Raw genomic sequence first — 16,968 nt, forward strand, 5'->3', positions numbered from 1 at the left:
CAACGTAATGGACGTAATGCGTCCGTGCGCTATTCGTGCGCTACGCATGCGCTACCGCATCAGTAAAGCCCAGTGACCAGAAGTGAAACACCTATACCGAACGCGACTAGAAACGCTGTCCAGTAGGAGAAATGCAGACACTTAGCAATATGAGCAGTGACGTACAGAAAATCAGGGCTGCCCAGTTCGTAATCAGTAGGTCGTCGGTTCAAATCCGACCTCTGGCTCCACAGAAAAGCCTCCGCTTCGGCGGGGGTTTTTCCGTTTACAGGTCGGCGATCATGTCCACGCGGTGCAGGCCGGGGCCGTAGCCGTCGGGGGTGCGCTTCACCTCGCGGAAGCCCAGGCGGGCGTAGAACGGCGCGGTGTGCTGGCTGGTGTCCAGCGTGGCGTGCGGGACGCCCAGGGCGCGCAGGCGGTCCAGGCGGGCCTGGGCGAGGGTGCGGCCGTGGCCCTGCCGCTGCCGGGCGGGGTGGACCATGCCCCACGCGAACCCGGCGGGGCGGGCGGGGTCGGGGCTGAACCACAGGCCGCCGCAGGCGATGATGTCGCCCGCGTCTTCCATGACGAGGTACTCGGCGGGGCCTTCTGCTCCGTCCAGCCAGCCTTCGAAGTCGGGGCGTTCCTCCGGCAGGAAGGAGTGGGGCGTGTTCGCGTCGAACAGGTGCAGGCACGCGGCCCGGTCGCCGGGCTGGTAGGGACGCAGGGTGGGCATGGGGTCACTGTGCCATGCCGTTGTGCTTTGGGGCCGTAGAGTGGGCGGATGCGGGAAGGTCTGGGGTTGGCGGTGCTAGGCGGGCTGGATGTGCCGGTGTCGGCGCGGCTGTCGCCCCTGCTGGCGGACGCCCTGGCGGGGCTGGGGGCGGACCGGGTGGACGTGGCGTACGTGCGGTCGGCGGCGTTCCGGGCGAACGTGGTGCAGGCGAACCGCGCGGCGGAGATCGCGGAGTCCGACGGGAAGCTGGCGTTGATCGCGCGGGCGCTGGCGGGCTGCGCGCTGCTGCGCCCCTCCCCCACCCCGGACCGCTTCCAGGCCCTGCGAATCGTGGAGGGGCTGTCCGCGCGGGAGATGGACGCGCTGGGCGAGGTGTTCGACCTGCTCGACCCCATCGATCCGTTCGCGGACGCCCTGCCGATGCGCGGCAGCGTGCCGCTGGGCTGGTCGCGGCTGGAATTCGAGGGGGCGCTGGCGGGGCTGGCGGGCCTGGGCCTGCTCGCCCGCGAGGACCGGCCCGGCACCCTGGGCGACCCGGAGCGGGTGTGGATGCTGACGCCCCTGTCGCGCGGCGTGGCGACCCTGTGCGGCTTCTTCGGTGATGCCCTGTGAGTGGCCGTCGATCTTCACTGGACTGAGCGGGGCGCAGGCGGCAGAGTGTCGGCATGACGGAACCGGGCGGGGATCTGAACGGGCGGGTGCAGCTGGAGCGGCTGGTGGCGTACCGGGCGGACGGGTCGGTGTCGCCGGTCGTGGTGGCGGGTCGCCTGTCGCCGGACGGGGTGTTCGGGTGGGAGGGTCAGCCGGGTCCGCCGGTGGACGGGGCGGGCGTGCAGGAGGGCGTGGCGTTCGCGGCCTCGCTGGTGTCGGCGCTGGGGGGCCTGACCGAGTCGAGCGATACGGACGCGCCGTTCGTGTCGTTCGTGCTGCCGCGCGCGTTCACGCCCGAGGAACTGGCGCGCGTGGACTGGCTGGGGCTGCTGCCGCTGCCGACCGGGGAGGTCGAGGTGGAGGTCGTCCCGTCCGCGTTCCGGCTCGCGGAGCGCCTGTCGCGGCGGGAGGCCGAGGGGAACGCGGCGGACTTCTACGCGCCGGGCGAGCCGGAGGCGATCCGCGCGGCGGCGGCGCTGTTCGCGTTGGGCGCGGATGGGCGGCTGGTGACGGTCACGGCAGGGCGCGTGGCGCTGCTGCTGATCGACGTGGTGCGCCTGCCGCGCGGCGCGTGGGCGGGCGTGGCGACCCTGAGGATCGAGACGTGACCGGCGACCGTGTGCACGCGAACGAGGCGCTGTTCGACGCCGTGGCGGAGCGGTACGACGAGGTGGGATTCCTGGCGCAGGCGGCCCGGTTCGTGGCCGACGCGGCGGGCGTACAGCCGGGCGAGGCGGTGCTGGACGTCATGACCGGCACGGGCGCGGTGGCGGCGGAGGTCGTGGGCCGCGCGGGCCGCGTGGTGGGGGTGGACGTGTCGGTGGGCATGCTGGCGCAGGCCCGCAGGCGGGTGCCGGGCGCGGAGTTCATTCGGGGGGACGCGGCGGCGCTGCCGTTCCCGGACGGCGCGTTCGACGTGGCGGTGTGCGCGGCGGGCGTGTTCTTCCTGCCGGACATGCCGGGCGGCGTGCGCGAGTGGGCGCGGGTGGTGCGGCCCGGCGGGCGGGTGGTGGTGTCGTCTTTCGGGGCGGGCCTGCTGGGGCCGCTGCCGGGCCTGTGGCGGGCGCGTCTGTCGGGGGTGGGCCTGAAGCCGGGCGCGCCGCCGCTGGGTCGCCTGCCCACGCCGGAGGCCCTGGCGGACGTGCTGCGCGCGGCAGGACTGACCGATGTGCAGGCACATCTGCACCCGCTGACGTACACCCTCCCGGACGTCGGGGCGCGCTGGGCGGACATCCGCGCGGGGCTGGAGGGAGTGCCGCTGGCGTCCCTGCCCCCGCAGGAGGTGGCGGCGCTGGAGGCCGCGCACCACGCCGACCTCACCCCGCTGTTCGAGGGGGGGCCGCTGGCTGTGCCGCTGCCCGTCATCGTCGCGTCCGGGCACGTCGCCACCGTCTGACGGATGAAACGGCCCCCGTGGGAATCGCGTACTGTGGGGCATGACCAATCCGGACGACAAGCAACCCGACGCCTCCAGCAACGCGCCGTCGTGGGTGGACGAGGTGCTCGGCGGGTCCAGCACCAGCCCGGCAACTCCCACTCCGAAGCCTGCCGGGGCGGACGACCTGCGCATCCCGGACGCCACCCCGCGCGCCGCCGCGCCCTCCTGGGTGGACGAGGTGGCCGGGTCGGGTCAGGCCACCCCACCCGCCCGGCCCGCTGACCCCACGCCCGCCCCATCGTGGGTGGACGCCGCGGCGGGAACCGCCAGCACGCCGCCCGGCCCTGCCGCGCCCTCGTGGGTGGATCAGGTGGCCGGGAGCAGCGCCGCGCACACCCCGCAGCCCCAGCCGCAGCCCGCGCATCACGTGCCGCCCGCCCCGGCCGCCCCGACGGTCGTGCCCCCACCCCGCCCGACAGCGGACGACGACTGGGTGGCGCGCGCCACGGGCGGCGCGAAGAACCCCAGCATTCCGCAGGGGCCCGCGCCGATGCACCACGCGCCCAGTCAGAGTGGGAACTTCGACGATCTGGAACGGCAGGCGCGGCAGGCCATCAACCAGTTCACGCAGGGCGTCCAGAGCGGCGACGTGGCCCAGAAGAAACTCATCGCGGGCCTCCTGGCGATCTTCCTGGGCAGCCTGGGCGTGCACAAGTTCTACCTGGGCAACACCCAGCCCGGCGTGATCATGCTCGCCGCGACCATCGGCGGGTGGATCCTGGGCATCATCGGGTCGTTCATCATCGTGGGCGCCGTGTTCTTCCTGGTGCCCATGCTCGTCAGTCTGCTCGGCCTCGTCGAGGGCATCATCTACTTCACCAAGAGCGACGCCGACTTCCAGCGCGAGTACATCAGCGGCAAGAAAGCCTGGCTGTAAGGGGTGAACGGTTGAAAGTTGATGGTTGAGAGAGGGGAGCCCCTTCCATCAACCATCAACTGTCGACCTTCGACGTTACAACGCCTGTTCGATGTCCGCCTGGAGGTCGCGCAGGGCTTCCACGCCGACGCTCATGCGGATGGTGGTGGGGGTGACCCCGGCGGCGTGGCGGGCGGGTTCGGGCACGCGGCCGTGCGTGGTCGTCCAGGGGTGCACGACAAGCGTGCGGACGTCCCCGAGGTTCGGGGCGATGCGCAGCACGCGCACGCGCGACAGGAACGCGCTGGGGTCCGGCACCTCGAAGGTCAGCACGGCGCCCTGCCCGCCGCGCAGGTACGTCTGCGCGAGGTGGTGGTGCGGGTGGCTGCTCAGGCCGGGGTAGCTGACCTTCCCGACCTTCGGGTGCGCTTCAAGCCACTGCGCCAGGGCGAGGGCGGTGGCGCTCTCGCGTTCCAGGCGCAGCGCGAGGGTCTCGAGGCCCTGGGCGATCAGGAACGCGCTGTGCGGCGCGAGGGTCATGCCCAGCTGGTGCGCGCCGAACCAGCGCTGCCGCCACGCGAGGGCCGCGTCGCCCCGCACGCGGAGGATGCTCTGCTCGCCGCCGTCCGTGTAGATGGGGTTGCGGGTCAGGTCGTGCCCGGTCCCGACCGTGACGGCGCCGCCCAGGACGCTGCCGTGCCCCCCGGCCCACTTGGTCAGGGACTGGCTGACGATGTCCGCGCCGTGCTCCAGCGGGCGGCACAGGAAGCCGACGCCGCCGCAGGTGTTATCGATCGCCAGCAGCGCCCCGTGCTCATGGGCAACGTCCGCAAAGGCGCGGATGTCCGCGATGTCCCCGGCGGGATTGCTGATCATCTCCGCCCACACGAGTCGCGTGTTCGGCTGCATCGCGGCCCGCATGGCATCCGGGGTGTTGTCCACCAGCGTCGCCGTGATGCCCATCAAGGGCAGGATGTTGCTCAGCATCCCGGTCGTCCCGCCGAACAGGCTGCTGGCCGACACCACGTGATCCCCGGCGCGGCACACGCTGAGGATCGCCGTGAGGGTCGCCGCCTGCCCGCTCGCCACCGCCACGGTCGCCACGCCGCCCTCCAGGGTCGTGATGCGGTCCTCCAGGGCGCGCACCGTGGGGTTCTGCAGGCGGGCGTAACTCAGGCCGGTGTTCTGCTGGAATTCCAGTTGCGCTTCCTCCAGCGTGTCGAACTGAAACGCCGCCGCCGCGTGGATCGGGAAGCCGATGGTCTGCCCCAGCCCACGCGGAATGCTGCTGTGCACCGCAGTCGTCTCATACGTCCACCCCTGCGGGTGCGTGGTGTCGGCCGGCGTGTCGCTCATGCCCCCACGCTACGCCGCGCCGCCCGCGCACGCGCGGGCCATGTCCGACCCGCCCGGATGACCCGCCGGGGGTGTGCGTCACATGCGGACGACAACCGCGTGAAGGTTCTCTAAGGTGGCGGTGTGAAACGTACCGCTGCCCTGCTGACCGTCGGCGCCCTGCTGCTCGCCTCCTGCGACCGGACCGGCCGCACCCCCACCGATCCTGCCCAGAAGGAACCCGCTGCGCCCGTCGTGGGTCAGAGCCTGGACGTGCAGGACGTGACGGGCACCGCCCAGAGCGCCGCCAAGCAGCTGGTCGCCATGACCGACCCGAACAGCCCGAACATGGACGCCGACCTCAAACCCCTGCTGGGGCTGCTCGGCATGGGCAGCGCGCCCGTCCGCCCGAACAGCCTGGACCTGAGCGGCGCCGCGTCGTTCGGGAAGAACTTCGTGCAGGGCCTCGGCGGCCAGGGGCGCGTGACCACGCAGGCCATGGGGGCCGTGCAGGAAGCCCTGGCCACCGGCACGCACACGTACACCCGCAACGGCGGTTACCAGTACTCCGAGTTGCCCAGGGACGGCTACGTGCAGATCGACGAGCAATCCGGCGTGCGCATCGAGACCAGCTGGAAGGTCGGTGGTGCCCCGACCGTCTGGGTGAACAACGGGTATACGTACGACTCCAGCACCGGGCAGGTACTCCCCCTTCAGCAGGAAGTGCCGACCAACGCAACCGGCAGCGTCACCATCTCTGGGAAGACCGTGGCAGGCCTGAAGTTCAGCATGACGCCCGGCGACTGCTTGAACACCGCCGGACCCACCGCGCTGACCCTCAGCGGCTGGGCGGGTCGCGAGACGAACGCCCCCGCCAAACTGGACCTGACGTACGCCTGGACCGAGAAGGACGTGCTGCTCAGCGGCTCGGCGCAGTACGCGACCACCAAAGAGAAGGCGGCGGCCAGCATGAAACTGACCGTGACCGGCACCACCAGCGACCGCTGCGGCAACGCGTTGACGTTCACGCCGACCCGCGCCGACCTGACCGGCATGCTGGACATCCCCAGCCACAAGACCGAATTGAACGTGTATCTGCGTGACCTGAGCAACCTGGAATTCAGCGAGAAGGCCATGAGCGCCCCCAACGCCCTGGACAAGATCGGCGGGACCGTGAACGCCGCCCTGACCTTCAACGGCAAGGCCGTCGTGACTGCCTTCGGCCCGCTGGCCGACGGGGGAGACATGGACCTGCAGCCCGGCGATCAGGTGGCCGTGAAGTACGTCCGCGACGGCAAACTGATCGAGAAGAAACTGCCGGACGCCCTGAAGGACCTGAGCACGCTGCTGGCCCAGTAAACCTTCCCTCGTTCCGGACGCACCCGCCCATCCCGGCAGGTGCGTCCCTGCCTTGCCACCTCATGCGCTAGTGTGACCCATGCACATTCAGGGGATGAACTGGGGCATGGTCGAGGACCTGCTGACCCGCGAGGACCGCTGCGTCCTGCCGCTGGGCTGCACCGAGCAGCACGCGACCCTCAGTCTCGCGACGGACACGCTGCTGGCCGAACGGGTGGCACGCGAGGCCGCCGACGGCAGCGGCGTCCCGGTGTTCCCCGCCCTGCCGTACGGCGTCACGCCCACGTTCGCGGCGTACCCAGGCACGCTCAGCCTGCGCGTGGGCACGTACCTGAACCTGCTCGACGACCTGCTGAGCGGCCTGCACGCCCAGGGCTTCCGGCGCATCCTGATCGTGAACGGGCACGGCGGGAACACGCCGGGGCAGGGCTGGCTGGGCGAGTGGCTGGCCCGCCACCCGGACGCGCGCGTGCAGTGGCACAACTGGTGGAACGCTCCCCGCACCTGGGCCGCCGTGCAGCGCGTGGACCCCCTCGCCAGTCACGCCAGCTGGATGGAGAACTTCCCCTGGACCCGCCTGGACGGCGTCCCGGCCCCCGAGGAGCGCAAACCCATGGTGGACGTCGCCGCGCTGCGCCAGCTGCCCCCCGCGAAGGTGCGCGAGGTGCTGGGCGACGGTAATTACGGCGGCCTGCACCGCCGCCCGGACCGCGAGATGCAGCTCATCTGGCAGGAAGCCGTCGCCGAGACCCGCGCGCTGCTGGACAGCGGCTGGGCCTGATCAGGACTCCGGTTGAAAGGTTTGCAAACCTTTCAACTCGAGCGGAGCGAGGAGGAGAGAAACGGGTTCCGGACGTGGAGTTGACAGATCGGTGGTGTTCCGATCTGTCAACGAAACAAACGGAATCCGCATGACGGGCACGGGGCGCGGGCCGGAGTCTCCTCCACCCGCGCCAAGCACAGCCCGCTTACCCGATCTGCCGCAGCAGGTTCACGGTCTCGATCATCGCCAGCACCGCCTCGGCGCCCTTGTTCCCCGCCTTGATCCCGGCGCGGTTCAGGGCCTGCTCGACCGTGTCGGTCGTCAGCACGCCGAACGCCACCGGCACCCCCGTGTGCAGGCTGGTGTTCAGGATGCCGTTCGCCGCGCCGCCCGCCACGAAATCGTAGTGATCCGTATCGCCCTTGATGACGGCCCCCAGGCACACCACCGCGTCATACTTCCCGCTCTCCGCCAGTTTGCGGGCGATCAGCGGCACCTCGTAACTGCCCGGCGCGAGGAAATGATCCAGATTCGCCGACTTCCCGCCGTGCTGCACGAACGCCAGCTCCGCCCCCTCTACCAGACGGTCCACGATCAGGTGATTCCAGCGGGTACTGACAACAGCGAACTTCAGGTCGGTGGCAAGCAGATTGGCTTCAATTCGGTTCATGGTGATTCTCCTTCGGAGGGCAACCCCTCCGCCCTTCGGGCACCTCCCCTAAAGGGGAGGCATGTTGGTGTCCTTGGCTCCCCTTGACTCGTAGAGCCCGCAGGGAGGGGAGCTGGCCGCGAAGCGGACTGAGGGGGTCTCAGTCGCCGCTGCCGTCGGTGCCGAGGTGGCCGAGTTTCTCGGCTTTGGTGCTGAGGTACGCGGTGTTGTGTTCGTTGCGGCCGACGTGGAGGGGCACGCGTTCGACGACTTCCAGGCCGAAGCCGCCCAGGCTGTGGAGTTTGCGGGGGTTGTTGGTGAGGACGCGCAGTTGCCGCGCGCCCAGCAGGTGGAGCATCTGCGCGCCGATGCCGAAGTCGCGGGCGTCGGCCGGGAAGCCGAGTTGCAGGTTCGCCTCGACGGTGTCCGCGCCGCCGTCCTGGAGGTGGTACGCGCGGATCTTGTTCAGCAGGCCGATGCCGCGTCCTTCCTGGCGGAGGTACACGAGGACGCCGCGTCCCTCGGCGGCGATGGCCTGCATGGCGGCGTCGCGTTGCGGGCCGCAGTCGCAGCGCAGGGAGTGGAAGCCGTCCCCGGTGAGGCATTCGCTGTGCACGCGCACGAGCAGGGGCTCGGGGGTGACGTCGCCCATGACGAGGGCGACGTGTTCCGCGCCGCTGAGGGTGTCCTCGAACCCGACGAGGCGGAACTCGCCGTACTCGGTGGGCAACTTCGCCTCGGCGACGAGCTGCACGAAGGGATCGTGTTCCAGCCGGTACGCGATGAGGGCCTCGATGCTGCCTACCTTCAGGCTGTGCCGCTCGCCGAACGCGAGGAGGTCCGGGAGGCGGCTCATCTCGCCGTCGTCACCCATGATCTCGCAGATCACGCCGACCGGCGCGAAGCCCGCCAGCCGGGCGAGGTCGCAGCCGGCCTCGGTATGCCCGGCGCGGCGCAGCACCCCGCCGGGGCGCGCCACGAGCGGGAAGATGTGGCCGGGGCGGCGGAACTCGGCGGGTTTCGCCGCGTCGTCCATCAGGGCGGCAATCGTGGCAGCGCGGTCGAAGGCGCTGATGCCGGTGGAGTTGCTCACGTGGTCCACGCTGACGGTGAAGGCGGTACCGTTCGGGTCGGTGCTGCTGCCCACCATCGGCGTCAGGTCCAGCGCCCGCGCACGCTCGGGGGTGAGCGTCACGCAGATCAGGCCGCGCCCCTCGCGCGCCATGAAGTTCACCCACTCGGGCGTGGCGGTCGCAGCGGGCATCAACAGGTCGCCCTCGTTCTCGCGGTTCTCGTCGTCCACCAGAATCACGGGCCGCCCGGCACGCAGTTCCGCCAGCAGCTCAGGGATGGAGGCCAGCGTCATGCGCCCACCTCCTGCTCCGTCTGCTCGGGCGTCCAGTCGCGCATCAGGATCAGCCGTTCCACATATTTCGCCATCTGATCGGCCTCCAGATTCACCTGCGTACCCGCCGCCCAGGTATGCAGGGTGGTGACCTCCAGCGTGTGCGGCACGAGCCACAGCGTGAACTCGTCCGGGCGCAGGTCCGCGCGGCTGCCCGCCGGGCCACCGGCGTCCACGACGGTCAGGCTCACGCCGTCCACCGTGACGCTCCCTTTCGGCACGAGGTACCGCGCGAGGTGCGGCGCGGCCCGCACGGTCATGGTGTACGCGCCGGGCTGGGCGTCCACGCGCAGGATCTCGCCCACGCCGTCCACGTGCCCACTCACCACATGCCCGCCGAAGCGCGCCTGGGCGGTCATGGCACGCTCCAGATTCACCTTCACGCCCTCCCGCCAGTGCGGGGCGGTCTTGGCGAGCGTCTCGCGGCTGAGGTCCACGGTGAAGCCCGCCGCGTCCCAGGTGGTCACGGTCAGGCAGGCGCCGTTCACGGCGATGCTCTCGCCCAGTTCGACGTCCGCCCACATGCGCGCGGGCTGAATGGTGACGGTCAGGTTCCCCTCGTTCTCGGTGGTGCGGGCAATCACGCCCACCTGTTCGATGATTCCAGTAAACATGTATTGACCTCGGGTGGAGGCAGGGGCGCACTCGCCGCTCCTCCACGGGGAAGGAAGCTTCAGACGCGCGGGATGTCGTGCAGCAGGCCGGTGATCAGCACGTCCGGGCCTAGGGTCTCGACCGTCACGTCCCGCAACGCCTGCGCGTCGTGCATGGGGCGCGCGGGGCCGGTCAGGGGACTCAGGCCCGCACCGAGGAGTTTCGGGGACACGAAGACCCGCACCTCGTCCACCAGTCCCTGCGCGAAGAAGGCGCTCAGGAGGGTGGGGCCACCTTCGAGCAGCACGCTGCTGAGGCCCAGTCCCGCCAGTCCGCTCAGGGCGTCCGGTAGCGATGCGGCGCGCTGCACGGTGATCCCGGCAGCCTCGTGCGCGGTCGCGTCGGCGTCCGGGGCGGTCACGAGGACCGCGCCGTCGCGCCACGCGCGGGCCCGCGGATTGCTCGATGCTCGGCGGTCGAACACCACGGGGCGCGGATCACGCCCGCCCGGGACGCCGCGCGTCGTGAGGGCCGGGTCGTCCAGGCCCAGCGTGCCGCTGCCGACCGCGATGGCGTCCAGCTCGTCACGCCAGTGCATGGTGCGCTCGCGGGCCTGCGGGCCGCTGACGGCCCCGTTGCTCTCGTTCAGCGCGGCCACCTTGCCGTCCAGGGTCATGGCGTACTTCGCCACCACCCACGGGCGGCCCCGCACCACTGCGCTACGGAAGCCCGCCTGCTGCCGCACCGCCTCGGATTCAAGGACGCCCACCGTGACCTCGATCCCGGCATCCCGCAGGCGCTGCACGCCGCGCCCCGCCACCAGCGGGTTCGGGTCCAGCGCCGCCACCACCACCCGCCGCACGCCCGCCGCGACCAGCGCGTCCGCGCAGGGCGGCGTGCGCCCGTGGTGACTGCACGGTTCCAGGGTCACGTAGGCGGTGGCGCCGCGTGCCCGCTCGCCCGCATCCCGCAGGGCGAACACCTCCGCGTGCGGCTCACCGGCTCTCGGGTGGAAGCCTCGCCCCACCAGTTGATCGCCTTGCACGATCACGCAGCCCACGGGGGGATTCGGCGCGGTGCGGCCCAGTCCTCTGGCAGCCTGCTCAAGCGCGAGCGTCATGAACCGCTCGTCTACCGGCAGTGCCGCCGCCACCCCAGGGGGTGGAGCATTCACTTCATACATGGTCTGTCGCCACCTGCTGGGGGGCAGGCAGCGTTCCTCCTTCTCTCATCCGGACTCTGACCGTCGGCCCCCGATTCACACGGGATCGGGCCTGCGCGTGGTGCAGTCTGCGCGGGCTTCGCGGGCTGAGGCTCACGCCATCACCGCCGGTAGGGAATTTCACCCCACCCCGAAGGAAGTCGGCCCGCCCGGAAGCGGGCCACCCTGAACGTAGCACCCTCCCGCCCCAGAACTGTGGGGGCGATCAGACACCCGCCGGGGGACAATCCGCCACGCGCCATGCCGTCTGCTGAGGGCAGCCACGCACCCTCTCCCCCTTTCCACGCCGCTGGAGGCCACCCCATGAAGACGATCCTCGTGACCGGAGGCAGCGGCGTGCTGGGCCGCGCCCTGACGCCCGCCCTGGAGGGCCGCGCGGATGTGCGCGTCCTGTCCCGCCACGCCGACCCCCGCCCCGCGTTCCGGCAGGGTGACCTGCAGAGCGGCGCGGGCCTCGCGGACGCACTGCGCGGCATGGACACCGTCATTCACGCGGCCAGCCAGCCGTCGCGGCCCCAGGCGGACGTCGAGATGACCGGCGTGCTCCTCGCGGCGGCGCGGGAGGCGGGCGTGCGGCACGTCGTGTACGTCAGCATCGTGGGCTGTGATCAGGTGCGGGCCTTCCCGTACTACCGCGCCAAGACCCAGGTCGAGGCGCTGGTCGCGGCGGGCGGCGTGCCGTTCACGGTGGTGCGCGCCACGCAGTTTCATGAGTTCGTGGCGTTCATGCTGTCGCGCCTGACCCGCGCGCCGCTGCTGCCCCTGCCGGGCCTGCCCCTCCAGCCGGTGGACGTCCACGCCGCCGCCGCGCAGATCGCTCAGGTCGCGCTGGGTGCCCCGCAGGGGCGCGCGCCGGACATCGTCGGCCCGCAGATCATCGCCCTACCGGAACTGGCCCGCACCTGGGCCGACGCGACCGGCGCACGGACCCGCGTCCTGCCGATCCCCGCCGCGCGGCGCTTCACGCCCCTCACCCGACCCGACCTGAGCGGCGTGGGCCGCACCTGGGCGCAGTGGCTCGCGCAGGAGGCCGCGCGCCCCAACCCCTACGCGGGCTGAGCCGGACGGGGCGGCTGGTCGGCGTTCAGGTCCGCAAGTTCCGTCTCCTGCCCCCCGTGCCAGATGAACACGCGTCCGGCGCGGGCGATCAGCAGCCGCCCCCGACGGTCGAGGTCGGCCCAGGTGGCACCCTCCAGATCGGGTGCCGGGCCTTCCGCCAGCCAGCGGTACCGGACGAAGCGGTGATACCGCTGATCACAGATGAAATTCAGTTCCAGTGACCCCTTGCGCAGCGTGAACGGGTCAGCTTCACCCATGCCGATCCAGCGTCTCGGCTGATGAGTGACGTGCCAACCCGTCCGTTTCAATACGACGAGGAAGGTATCCACCCGCAACGTGCCCGTAGGATGCAGGACCTCAAAACCCGGCGGGCGGATCAGTTGCTGTTTCGTCAGGTCGGTGTGGTTGACCATGATCGTCCGTGAGTCCCGGAACGCGCCGCCACCGCTCCAGCCGTCCGAGGCGTTCCACAGGCCGATGGCGTGCACCTGCGGCGGTTTCGACAGGGCCGTCCAGTCGTACATGGTCACGCCGTAGCGTTCCATTGCCAGCGCCTGCTGCCGCTTCGATTCGTTCCGCGCGGTGTACAGCAGGTGCTCGCCGTCGGGCGAGAGGTCGCTCATCCACTCATACAGCCGCCCCTGGAACCACGATCCGGGCGTCAGGCGATCGGTGGCGGTGTCCCACAGGTACACGCGCGTCCAGCGGGAGGGGCCGCGCCGGAACAGCACCACGCGGTCGGCCTCGCTGGCGAGCAGGCCCCAGATGCGCGCCGGGGCGGGGGGCGTTCCCACGTGTCCTGTCATTCCATCAGCGCGACGAGGCCACGTGACGCGACGTCCCGCACCACATAGGTCATCTGGTGCGAGATCTCGGTGTCGGTGGGGTTGATCTCGATGGCGATCCCGCCGCGCCGCAAGGTCTCGGCAGCCAGTCCGGCGGCGGGGTACACGGCGCCGCTCGTGCCGATCACCAGTGCGACCTCGGCGGCGGCGAAGGCGTCCTGCGCGGCTTCCAGGGCGTCCTCCGGCAGGTACTCGCCGAACCAGACGACGTTGGGCCGCATGCGGTTCCCGAGCGGGGAGGTGGGCGGCGTGACCAGCTCAGCGGGCGCGGCAAGCGGGTAGGTCTGCCCCGTGACCTCGTCCCGCCCGCTGAGGAGATTGCCGTGCAGTTCCACGACCTGCCCGCCGTGCGTGCCGCTGCCCGCGCGGTAGTGCAGGCCGTCCACGTTCTGCGTGGCGAGGAAGAACCCCGCGCCTTTCTGCGCCTCCAGCCGCGCCAGCAGGTCGTGTGCTGCGTTGGGTTGCGCGGCCAGCACATCGCGGTAGCGGCCCGCGTACCACTCCCAGACCATGTCCGGGTCGCGGCGGTACGCGGGCGGACTGGCGAGGTCCTCGGGCCGGAAGCGCGCCCAGTGCCCGGTCTGCGCGTCCCGGAAGGTGGGAATGCCGCTCTCGGCACTGACGCCCGCGCCGGTCAGCACGGCAACGCGGGAGGTGGAATGCAGGGCAGCGCGGGCAGCAGCGAGATCCATGAGGGCAGGGTAGCCCGCAGAGGGAAAGCACAGCGCCACAGATGACCCGAGCCCCGGCCGAAGCCGCCGGAAAATAAGTCGATCAGCGGCCCACACCGCCCACCCACGCGCCGACCGCAGATGGCCCCGAGCCGTCGGACGCGCAGCGTCCGGGCCTTCCACCGTGACGGCAGGATGGCGTCGAAGCCGGACCCGTCACCGCCCACTGCGAGCACACCGCAGCAGCAAAAACTCTTGCCCAGTGCCAACGTAGGCTCCCCCTGCCCCTCTGGGGTACTCGTATGAGCCGCTTGCGGAGGGGGCTGGGGGGTGGGGCAACCACGCGCGAAACACTCAAAAACAAAAAACCCGCCTTCTTCGGCGGTGATAAGAAAAGGATACCCCGGTATGCAGGCCGCGTCAACCCCTGTCGCACGGCCCGGTTTCTGCCGTCCAGCACGTCAACGACCGGATTGCTCGTTCGGGCTTTATGCACGGGCTGTCGTCCGCGTATCGGCCAGGTGGCGCAGGCCATCCGGCTGGGGGCGCGGTAGGCTGCGCGGGATGACACAGCATGAGACGTGGGCAGCGTTGCGGGCGCACTGGCAGGAGCTGGCGGACCTGGGTGGGATCGGGGCCTTGCTGGGGTGGGATCAGAGTACGTACCTGCCGCGTGGGGGTGCGGCGGGGCGGGCGCGGCAGCGGGCGCTGCTGTCGGGTTTGCGGCACGCGCGGGCGACGGACGCCGGGTATGGGCGCCTGCTGGATGCGGCGGGGGCGCTGGATCTGAATCCCACGGAGGCGCGGATGCTGGCGGTGGCTCGGCGGGAGTTCGAGCGGGCGACGCGCCTGCCGGGGGAGTTCGTGCGGGCGTCGGCGCAGCATGCCGGTGAGTCGTACGCGGCGTGGGTGGAGGCGCGGCCCGCGGACGACTGGGCGCGGATGGTGCCGCTGCTGGAGCGGACGCTGGACCTGAGCGTGCAGCGCGCGGCGTTCTTCCCGGAGTTCGCGGACCCGATGGATTTCTTCGTGGACGCCTCGGATGAGGGCATGACGGCGGGGCAGGTGGACGCGGTGTTCGCGGAGTTGCGCGCGGCGCTGGTGCCGCTGGTGGACGCGGTCGCGGCGGCCCCAGCGCCCCGCATGGACTTCCTGGCGCGCGAGTACCCGATTGCCACGCAGTTGCGGCTGGGTGAGGAGGTCGGGGCGCTGTACGGGTACGATTTCGCGCGGGGGCGGCAGGATCTGACGGCGCATCCGTTCATGACGCGGCTGGGCGCGCGGGACGTGCGGATCACGACGCGGGCGCAGCTGGCGGACCCGACGGACGCGCTGTACTCGACGCTGCACGAGGTCGGGCACGCGCTGTACGAGCAGGGCGTGGCGGAGGACCTGCTGGATACGCCGCTGGGCGGAGGCGTGAGTGCCGGGGTGCACGAGAGTCAGTCGCGGCTGTGGGAGAACCTGGTGGGGCGGTCGCGGGCGTTCTGGACGGGGCAGTTCGGGCGCTTCCGGGACGCGTTCCCGGAGCAGCTGGCCGACGTGTCCGAGGAGGAGATGTTCCGCGCGGTGAACGTGGTGCGCCGCAGCCTGATCCGCACGGACGCCGATGAACTGACGTACAACCTGCACGTGATCACGCGCTACGAGCTGGAGCGGCAGCTGCTGGGCGGCTCGCTGGCCATTGCTGATCTGGCGGACGCGTGGCACGCGGCGTACGAGGCGAACCTGGGCCTGCGCGCGCCCAGTCACGTGGACGGCGTGCTGCAGGACGTGCACTGGTTCAGCGGCGGGATCGGCGGAGTGTTCCAGGGGTACACGCTGGGGAACGTGCTGAGCGCGCAGTTCTACGCGGCGGCCCAGGAGGCGAACCCGGACCTGGACGGGGACATCGCGCGGGGTGAGTTCGGTCGCCTGCACGGCTGGCTGCGTGAGCACGTGTACGCGCCGGGCCGGACGTTCACGCCGAACGAACTGGTGGAACGCGCGACCGGGCAGGGCATGACCGCCGCGCCTTACCTGGCGTACCTGCGTGGGAAGTACACGGAGCTGTACGGCCTGTAATAAGAACTCCGGTTGAAAGGTTTGCAAAATCTTTCAACCCGAGCGGAGCGAGCAGGAGCGAAACGGGTTCCGGGCGTGGAGTTGGCAGATCGGTGGTGTTCCGATCTGTCAACGAAACAGACGGAATCCGTATAAGGGACCGCATGGAGCAGCGGCGCCCGGAGTTGATCCAGGCGCCGCTGTGGTGGGTGGTTTAGAGGCCGAAGTGGACGCGGTTCTTCTCGATGAAGCTTTCCTCGCCGCCGGGGACGTCCTCTTCGGGGAAGATGGCGCTGACGGGGCAGGCGGGGACGCACGCGCCGCAGTCGATGCACTCGTCGGGGTGGATCAGGAACTGGTCGCCGCCGTCGTAGATGCATTCCACCGGGCAGACTTCCGTGCAGGCCTGGTCCTTGACGCCGATGCAGGGGCTAACGATCACGTGAGGCATGAGGGACAGTATGCACACCTCACCTCACGGGCGCAAGGGCGAAGCTGGACAGGATTTTTATCGTTCAGCTCGATAAAACCGAGTGTTTCTCTCGGGATTGGAACGCGGTTCAGTCCGGACGGTCAGTTCAGGTGGGGACGCGCAGGTGCGTCTCGGCCAGGGTCAGGTCGGCGTCCTTGTCCACGTCGGTGCCGACGGCGGCGTGCGGGGTGATCAGCGCGCGGGCCTTCACGCCCAGCAGCCCGGACACCTTCTCCTCCAGCCGCTGCACGCTCAGGCGGCCCGTGAGGAGGCGCAGCAGCACGTCCCAGCCGATCAGCCCGGCGAGTTTCAGGGGGGCCTTGCGGGCGGCGAGCACCTCGCGCAGGCGCGGCAGGAACTGCCCGATCAATGCCGGGTCCAGCAGGAAGAGGTTCCCGCCGGTGAACGTGCCGTCCTTCAGGCGGGCGTAGGTGCGTTTCACGCCGGGGTACGCGGCCTCGCAGACCTCGCGCCGCACGACGGGGTACACCAGCCCGGCGTCGGGGGCGCTGTCCAGCACGTCCCGGACCTCCTCCGGGCGCAGCATGGGCACGTCGGCGGTGACGACCAGCACCCGCTCGCCCGGGGCGAGGCCCAGGTCGCGCAGGGCCTCCACCCCGGCTTCGAGGTTGCTGAGCAGGGTGCCGTGGTCGGTCACGCGGATGTCGATCAGCGCGTCGAGGTCGGGCGTGGTGGGGCCGACGTACGCCACGCGGCCCACGCGGTCGCTGCCGCGCAGGGCCCGCAGGACGTGCAGGGCCATCGGGGCGCCCGCGACGGGAATGAGGGGTTTGACGTTCACGCCGTGCGCGGCGGCGAAGGGGTCGCCGGGGTCCCCGCCGCCCAGCACGACGGCACTCCAGCGCGGCACTGAACTGTTCATTGCCGCAC

Annotated in this window: 18 protein-coding genes and 1 riboswitch; of the genes, 8 read left to right on the forward strand and 10 right to left on the reverse strand. The window is 70.8% G+C overall.

The window, feature by feature from the left end:
• Positions 1–265: 265 nt before the first annotated feature.
• Positions 266–715 carry a GNAT family N-acetyltransferase gene (locus EXW95_RS09130; protein WP_174367186.1) on the reverse strand — a complete coding sequence of 150 codons (450 nt, stop codon included), beginning with the start codon at positions 713–715 and terminating at the stop codon, positions 266–268.
• 48 nt (positions 716–763) lie between these two features.
• Between EXW95_RS09130 and EXW95_RS09135 the strand changes: the two genes are divergently transcribed.
• The 4 genes from EXW95_RS09135 to EXW95_RS20595 are packed head-to-tail and all read left to right on the forward strand — an operon-like array spanning position 764 to position 3,681.
• Positions 764–1,327, forward strand: a complete 564-nt coding sequence (locus EXW95_RS09135) for a hypothetical protein (RefSeq protein WP_174367187.1) — start codon at positions 764–766, stop codon at positions 1,325–1,327.
• Positions 1,328–1,380: 53 nt separating this feature from the next.
• Positions 1,381–1,974, forward strand: a complete 594-nt coding sequence (locus EXW95_RS20585) for a hypothetical protein (protein ID WP_174367188.1) — start codon at positions 1,381–1,383, stop codon at positions 1,972–1,974.
• The gene (locus EXW95_RS20590; RefSeq protein WP_174367189.1) at positions 1,971–2,762 is read left to right on the forward strand and encodes a methyltransferase domain-containing protein; all 792 of its coding nucleotides are present in this window, start codon (positions 1,971–1,973) and stop codon (positions 2,760–2,762) included. The genes EXW95_RS20585 and EXW95_RS20590 overlap by 4 nt, the downstream gene beginning before the upstream one ends.
• Before the next feature lie 40 nt (positions 2,763–2,802).
• The gene (locus EXW95_RS20595; RefSeq protein ID WP_254605566.1) at positions 2,803–3,681 is read left to right on the forward strand and encodes a TM2 domain-containing protein; all 879 of its coding nucleotides are present in this window, start codon (positions 2,803–2,805) and stop codon (positions 3,679–3,681) included.
• 75 nt (positions 3,682–3,756) lie between these two features.
• Here EXW95_RS20595 and EXW95_RS09155 read toward each other — a convergent pair whose 3' ends face one another.
• A complete protein-coding gene (locus tag EXW95_RS09155; RefSeq protein WP_174367190.1) occupies positions 3,757–5,016 on the reverse strand; it encodes an aminotransferase class V-fold PLP-dependent enzyme in 1,260 nt (419 codons plus the stop codon).
• Positions 5,017–5,139: 123 nt separating this feature from the next.
• Here EXW95_RS09155 and EXW95_RS09160 point away from each other — a divergent pair, with 123 nt between their 5' ends.
• Together EXW95_RS09160 and EXW95_RS09165 are read left to right on the forward strand one after the other, a co-directional pair.
• Positions 5,140–6,354 (forward strand): hypothetical protein, encoded by a 1,215-nt coding sequence (locus tag EXW95_RS09160; protein ID WP_174367191.1) that lies wholly within the window; start codon positions 5,140–5,142, stop codon positions 6,352–6,354.
• A gap of 94 nt (positions 6,355–6,448) precedes the next feature.
• Entirely contained in the window at positions 6,449–7,135 is a 687-nt protein-coding gene (locus EXW95_RS09165) for a creatininase family protein (RefSeq protein WP_217449185.1), read from the forward strand.
• Between the two features lie 187 nt (positions 7,136–7,322).
• Here EXW95_RS09165 and ribH read toward each other — a convergent pair whose 3' ends face one another.
• The 4 genes from ribH to ribD form a co-directional block, all read right to left on the reverse strand.
• Positions 7,323–7,787: a 6,7-dimethyl-8-ribityllumazine synthase gene (gene ribH / locus EXW95_RS09170; RefSeq protein WP_174367193.1), complete on the reverse strand. Its 465-nt coding sequence runs from the start codon at positions 7,785–7,787 to the stop codon at positions 7,323–7,325.
• Between the two features lie 139 nt (positions 7,788–7,926).
• Complete coding sequence (locus tag EXW95_RS09175; RefSeq protein WP_174367194.1) at positions 7,927–9,132, reverse strand: bifunctional 3,4-dihydroxy-2-butanone-4-phosphate synthase/GTP cyclohydrolase II; 1,206 nt, start codon at positions 9,130–9,132, stop codon at positions 7,927–7,929.
• Positions 9,129–9,785, reverse strand: coding sequence for a riboflavin synthase (locus EXW95_RS09180; RefSeq protein ID WP_174367195.1), 657 nt, complete (start codon positions 9,783–9,785; stop codon positions 9,129–9,131). Before EXW95_RS09180 ends, EXW95_RS09175 begins: the two co-directional genes overlap by 4 nt.
• 59 nt (positions 9,786–9,844) lie before the next feature.
• Entirely contained in the window at positions 9,845–10,885 is a 1,041-nt protein-coding gene (gene ribD / locus EXW95_RS09185; protein WP_174367196.1) for a bifunctional diaminohydroxyphosphoribosylaminopyrimidine deaminase/5-amino-6-(5-phosphoribosylamino)uracil reductase RibD, read from the reverse strand.
• A 96-nt stretch (positions 10,886–10,981) separates the two neighbouring features.
• Positions 10,982–11,129, reverse strand: a riboswitch (FMN riboswitch).
• 161 nt (positions 11,130–11,290) lie between these two features.
• Here ribD and EXW95_RS09190 point away from each other — a divergent pair.
• Positions 11,291–12,046 (forward strand): SDR family oxidoreductase, encoded by a 756-nt coding sequence (locus EXW95_RS09190; protein WP_174367197.1) that lies wholly within the window; start codon positions 11,291–11,293, stop codon positions 12,044–12,046.
• Here the strand turns inward: EXW95_RS09190 and EXW95_RS09195 are convergent.
• Both EXW95_RS09195 and EXW95_RS09200 read right to left on the reverse strand, forming a co-directional pair.
• Positions 12,034–12,840 carry a hypothetical protein gene (locus EXW95_RS09195; RefSeq protein WP_174367198.1) on the reverse strand — a complete coding sequence of 269 codons (807 nt, stop codon included), beginning with the start codon at positions 12,838–12,840 and terminating at the stop codon, positions 12,034–12,036. The two genes, EXW95_RS09190 and EXW95_RS09195, sit on opposite strands and share 13 nt — an antisense overlap.
• 8 nt (positions 12,841–12,848) lie before the next feature.
• Positions 12,849–13,583: a Sir2 family NAD-dependent protein deacetylase gene (locus EXW95_RS09200; RefSeq protein WP_174367199.1), complete on the reverse strand. Its 735-nt coding sequence runs from the start codon at positions 13,581–13,583 to the stop codon at positions 12,849–12,851.
• Positions 13,584–14,126: 543 nt separating this feature from the next.
• On the opposite strand from EXW95_RS09200, the gene EXW95_RS09205 reads away from it, so the two are divergent.
• Complete coding sequence (locus EXW95_RS09205; protein WP_174367200.1) at positions 14,127–15,626, forward strand: carboxypeptidase M32; 1,500 nt, start codon at positions 14,127–14,129, stop codon at positions 15,624–15,626.
• A gap of 193 nt (positions 15,627–15,819) precedes the next feature.
• Here EXW95_RS09205 and EXW95_RS09210 read toward each other — a convergent pair whose 3' ends face one another.
• Complete coding sequence (locus tag EXW95_RS09210) at positions 15,820–16,056, reverse strand: ferredoxin (protein WP_046843451.1); 237 nt, start codon at positions 16,054–16,056, stop codon at positions 15,820–15,822.
• Between the two features lie 127 nt (positions 16,057–16,183).
• Positions 16,184–16,960 (reverse strand): NTP transferase domain-containing protein, encoded by a 777-nt coding sequence (locus EXW95_RS09215; protein ID WP_174367201.1) that lies wholly within the window; start codon positions 16,958–16,960, stop codon positions 16,184–16,186.
• Positions 16,961–16,968 lie beyond the last annotated feature (8 nt).

It is taken from the genome of Deinococcus sp. JMULE3, from assembly GCF_013337115.1.
In the GTDB taxonomy this organism is placed as follows: Bacteria; Deinococcota; Deinococci; order Deinococcales; family Deinococcaceae; genus Deinococcus.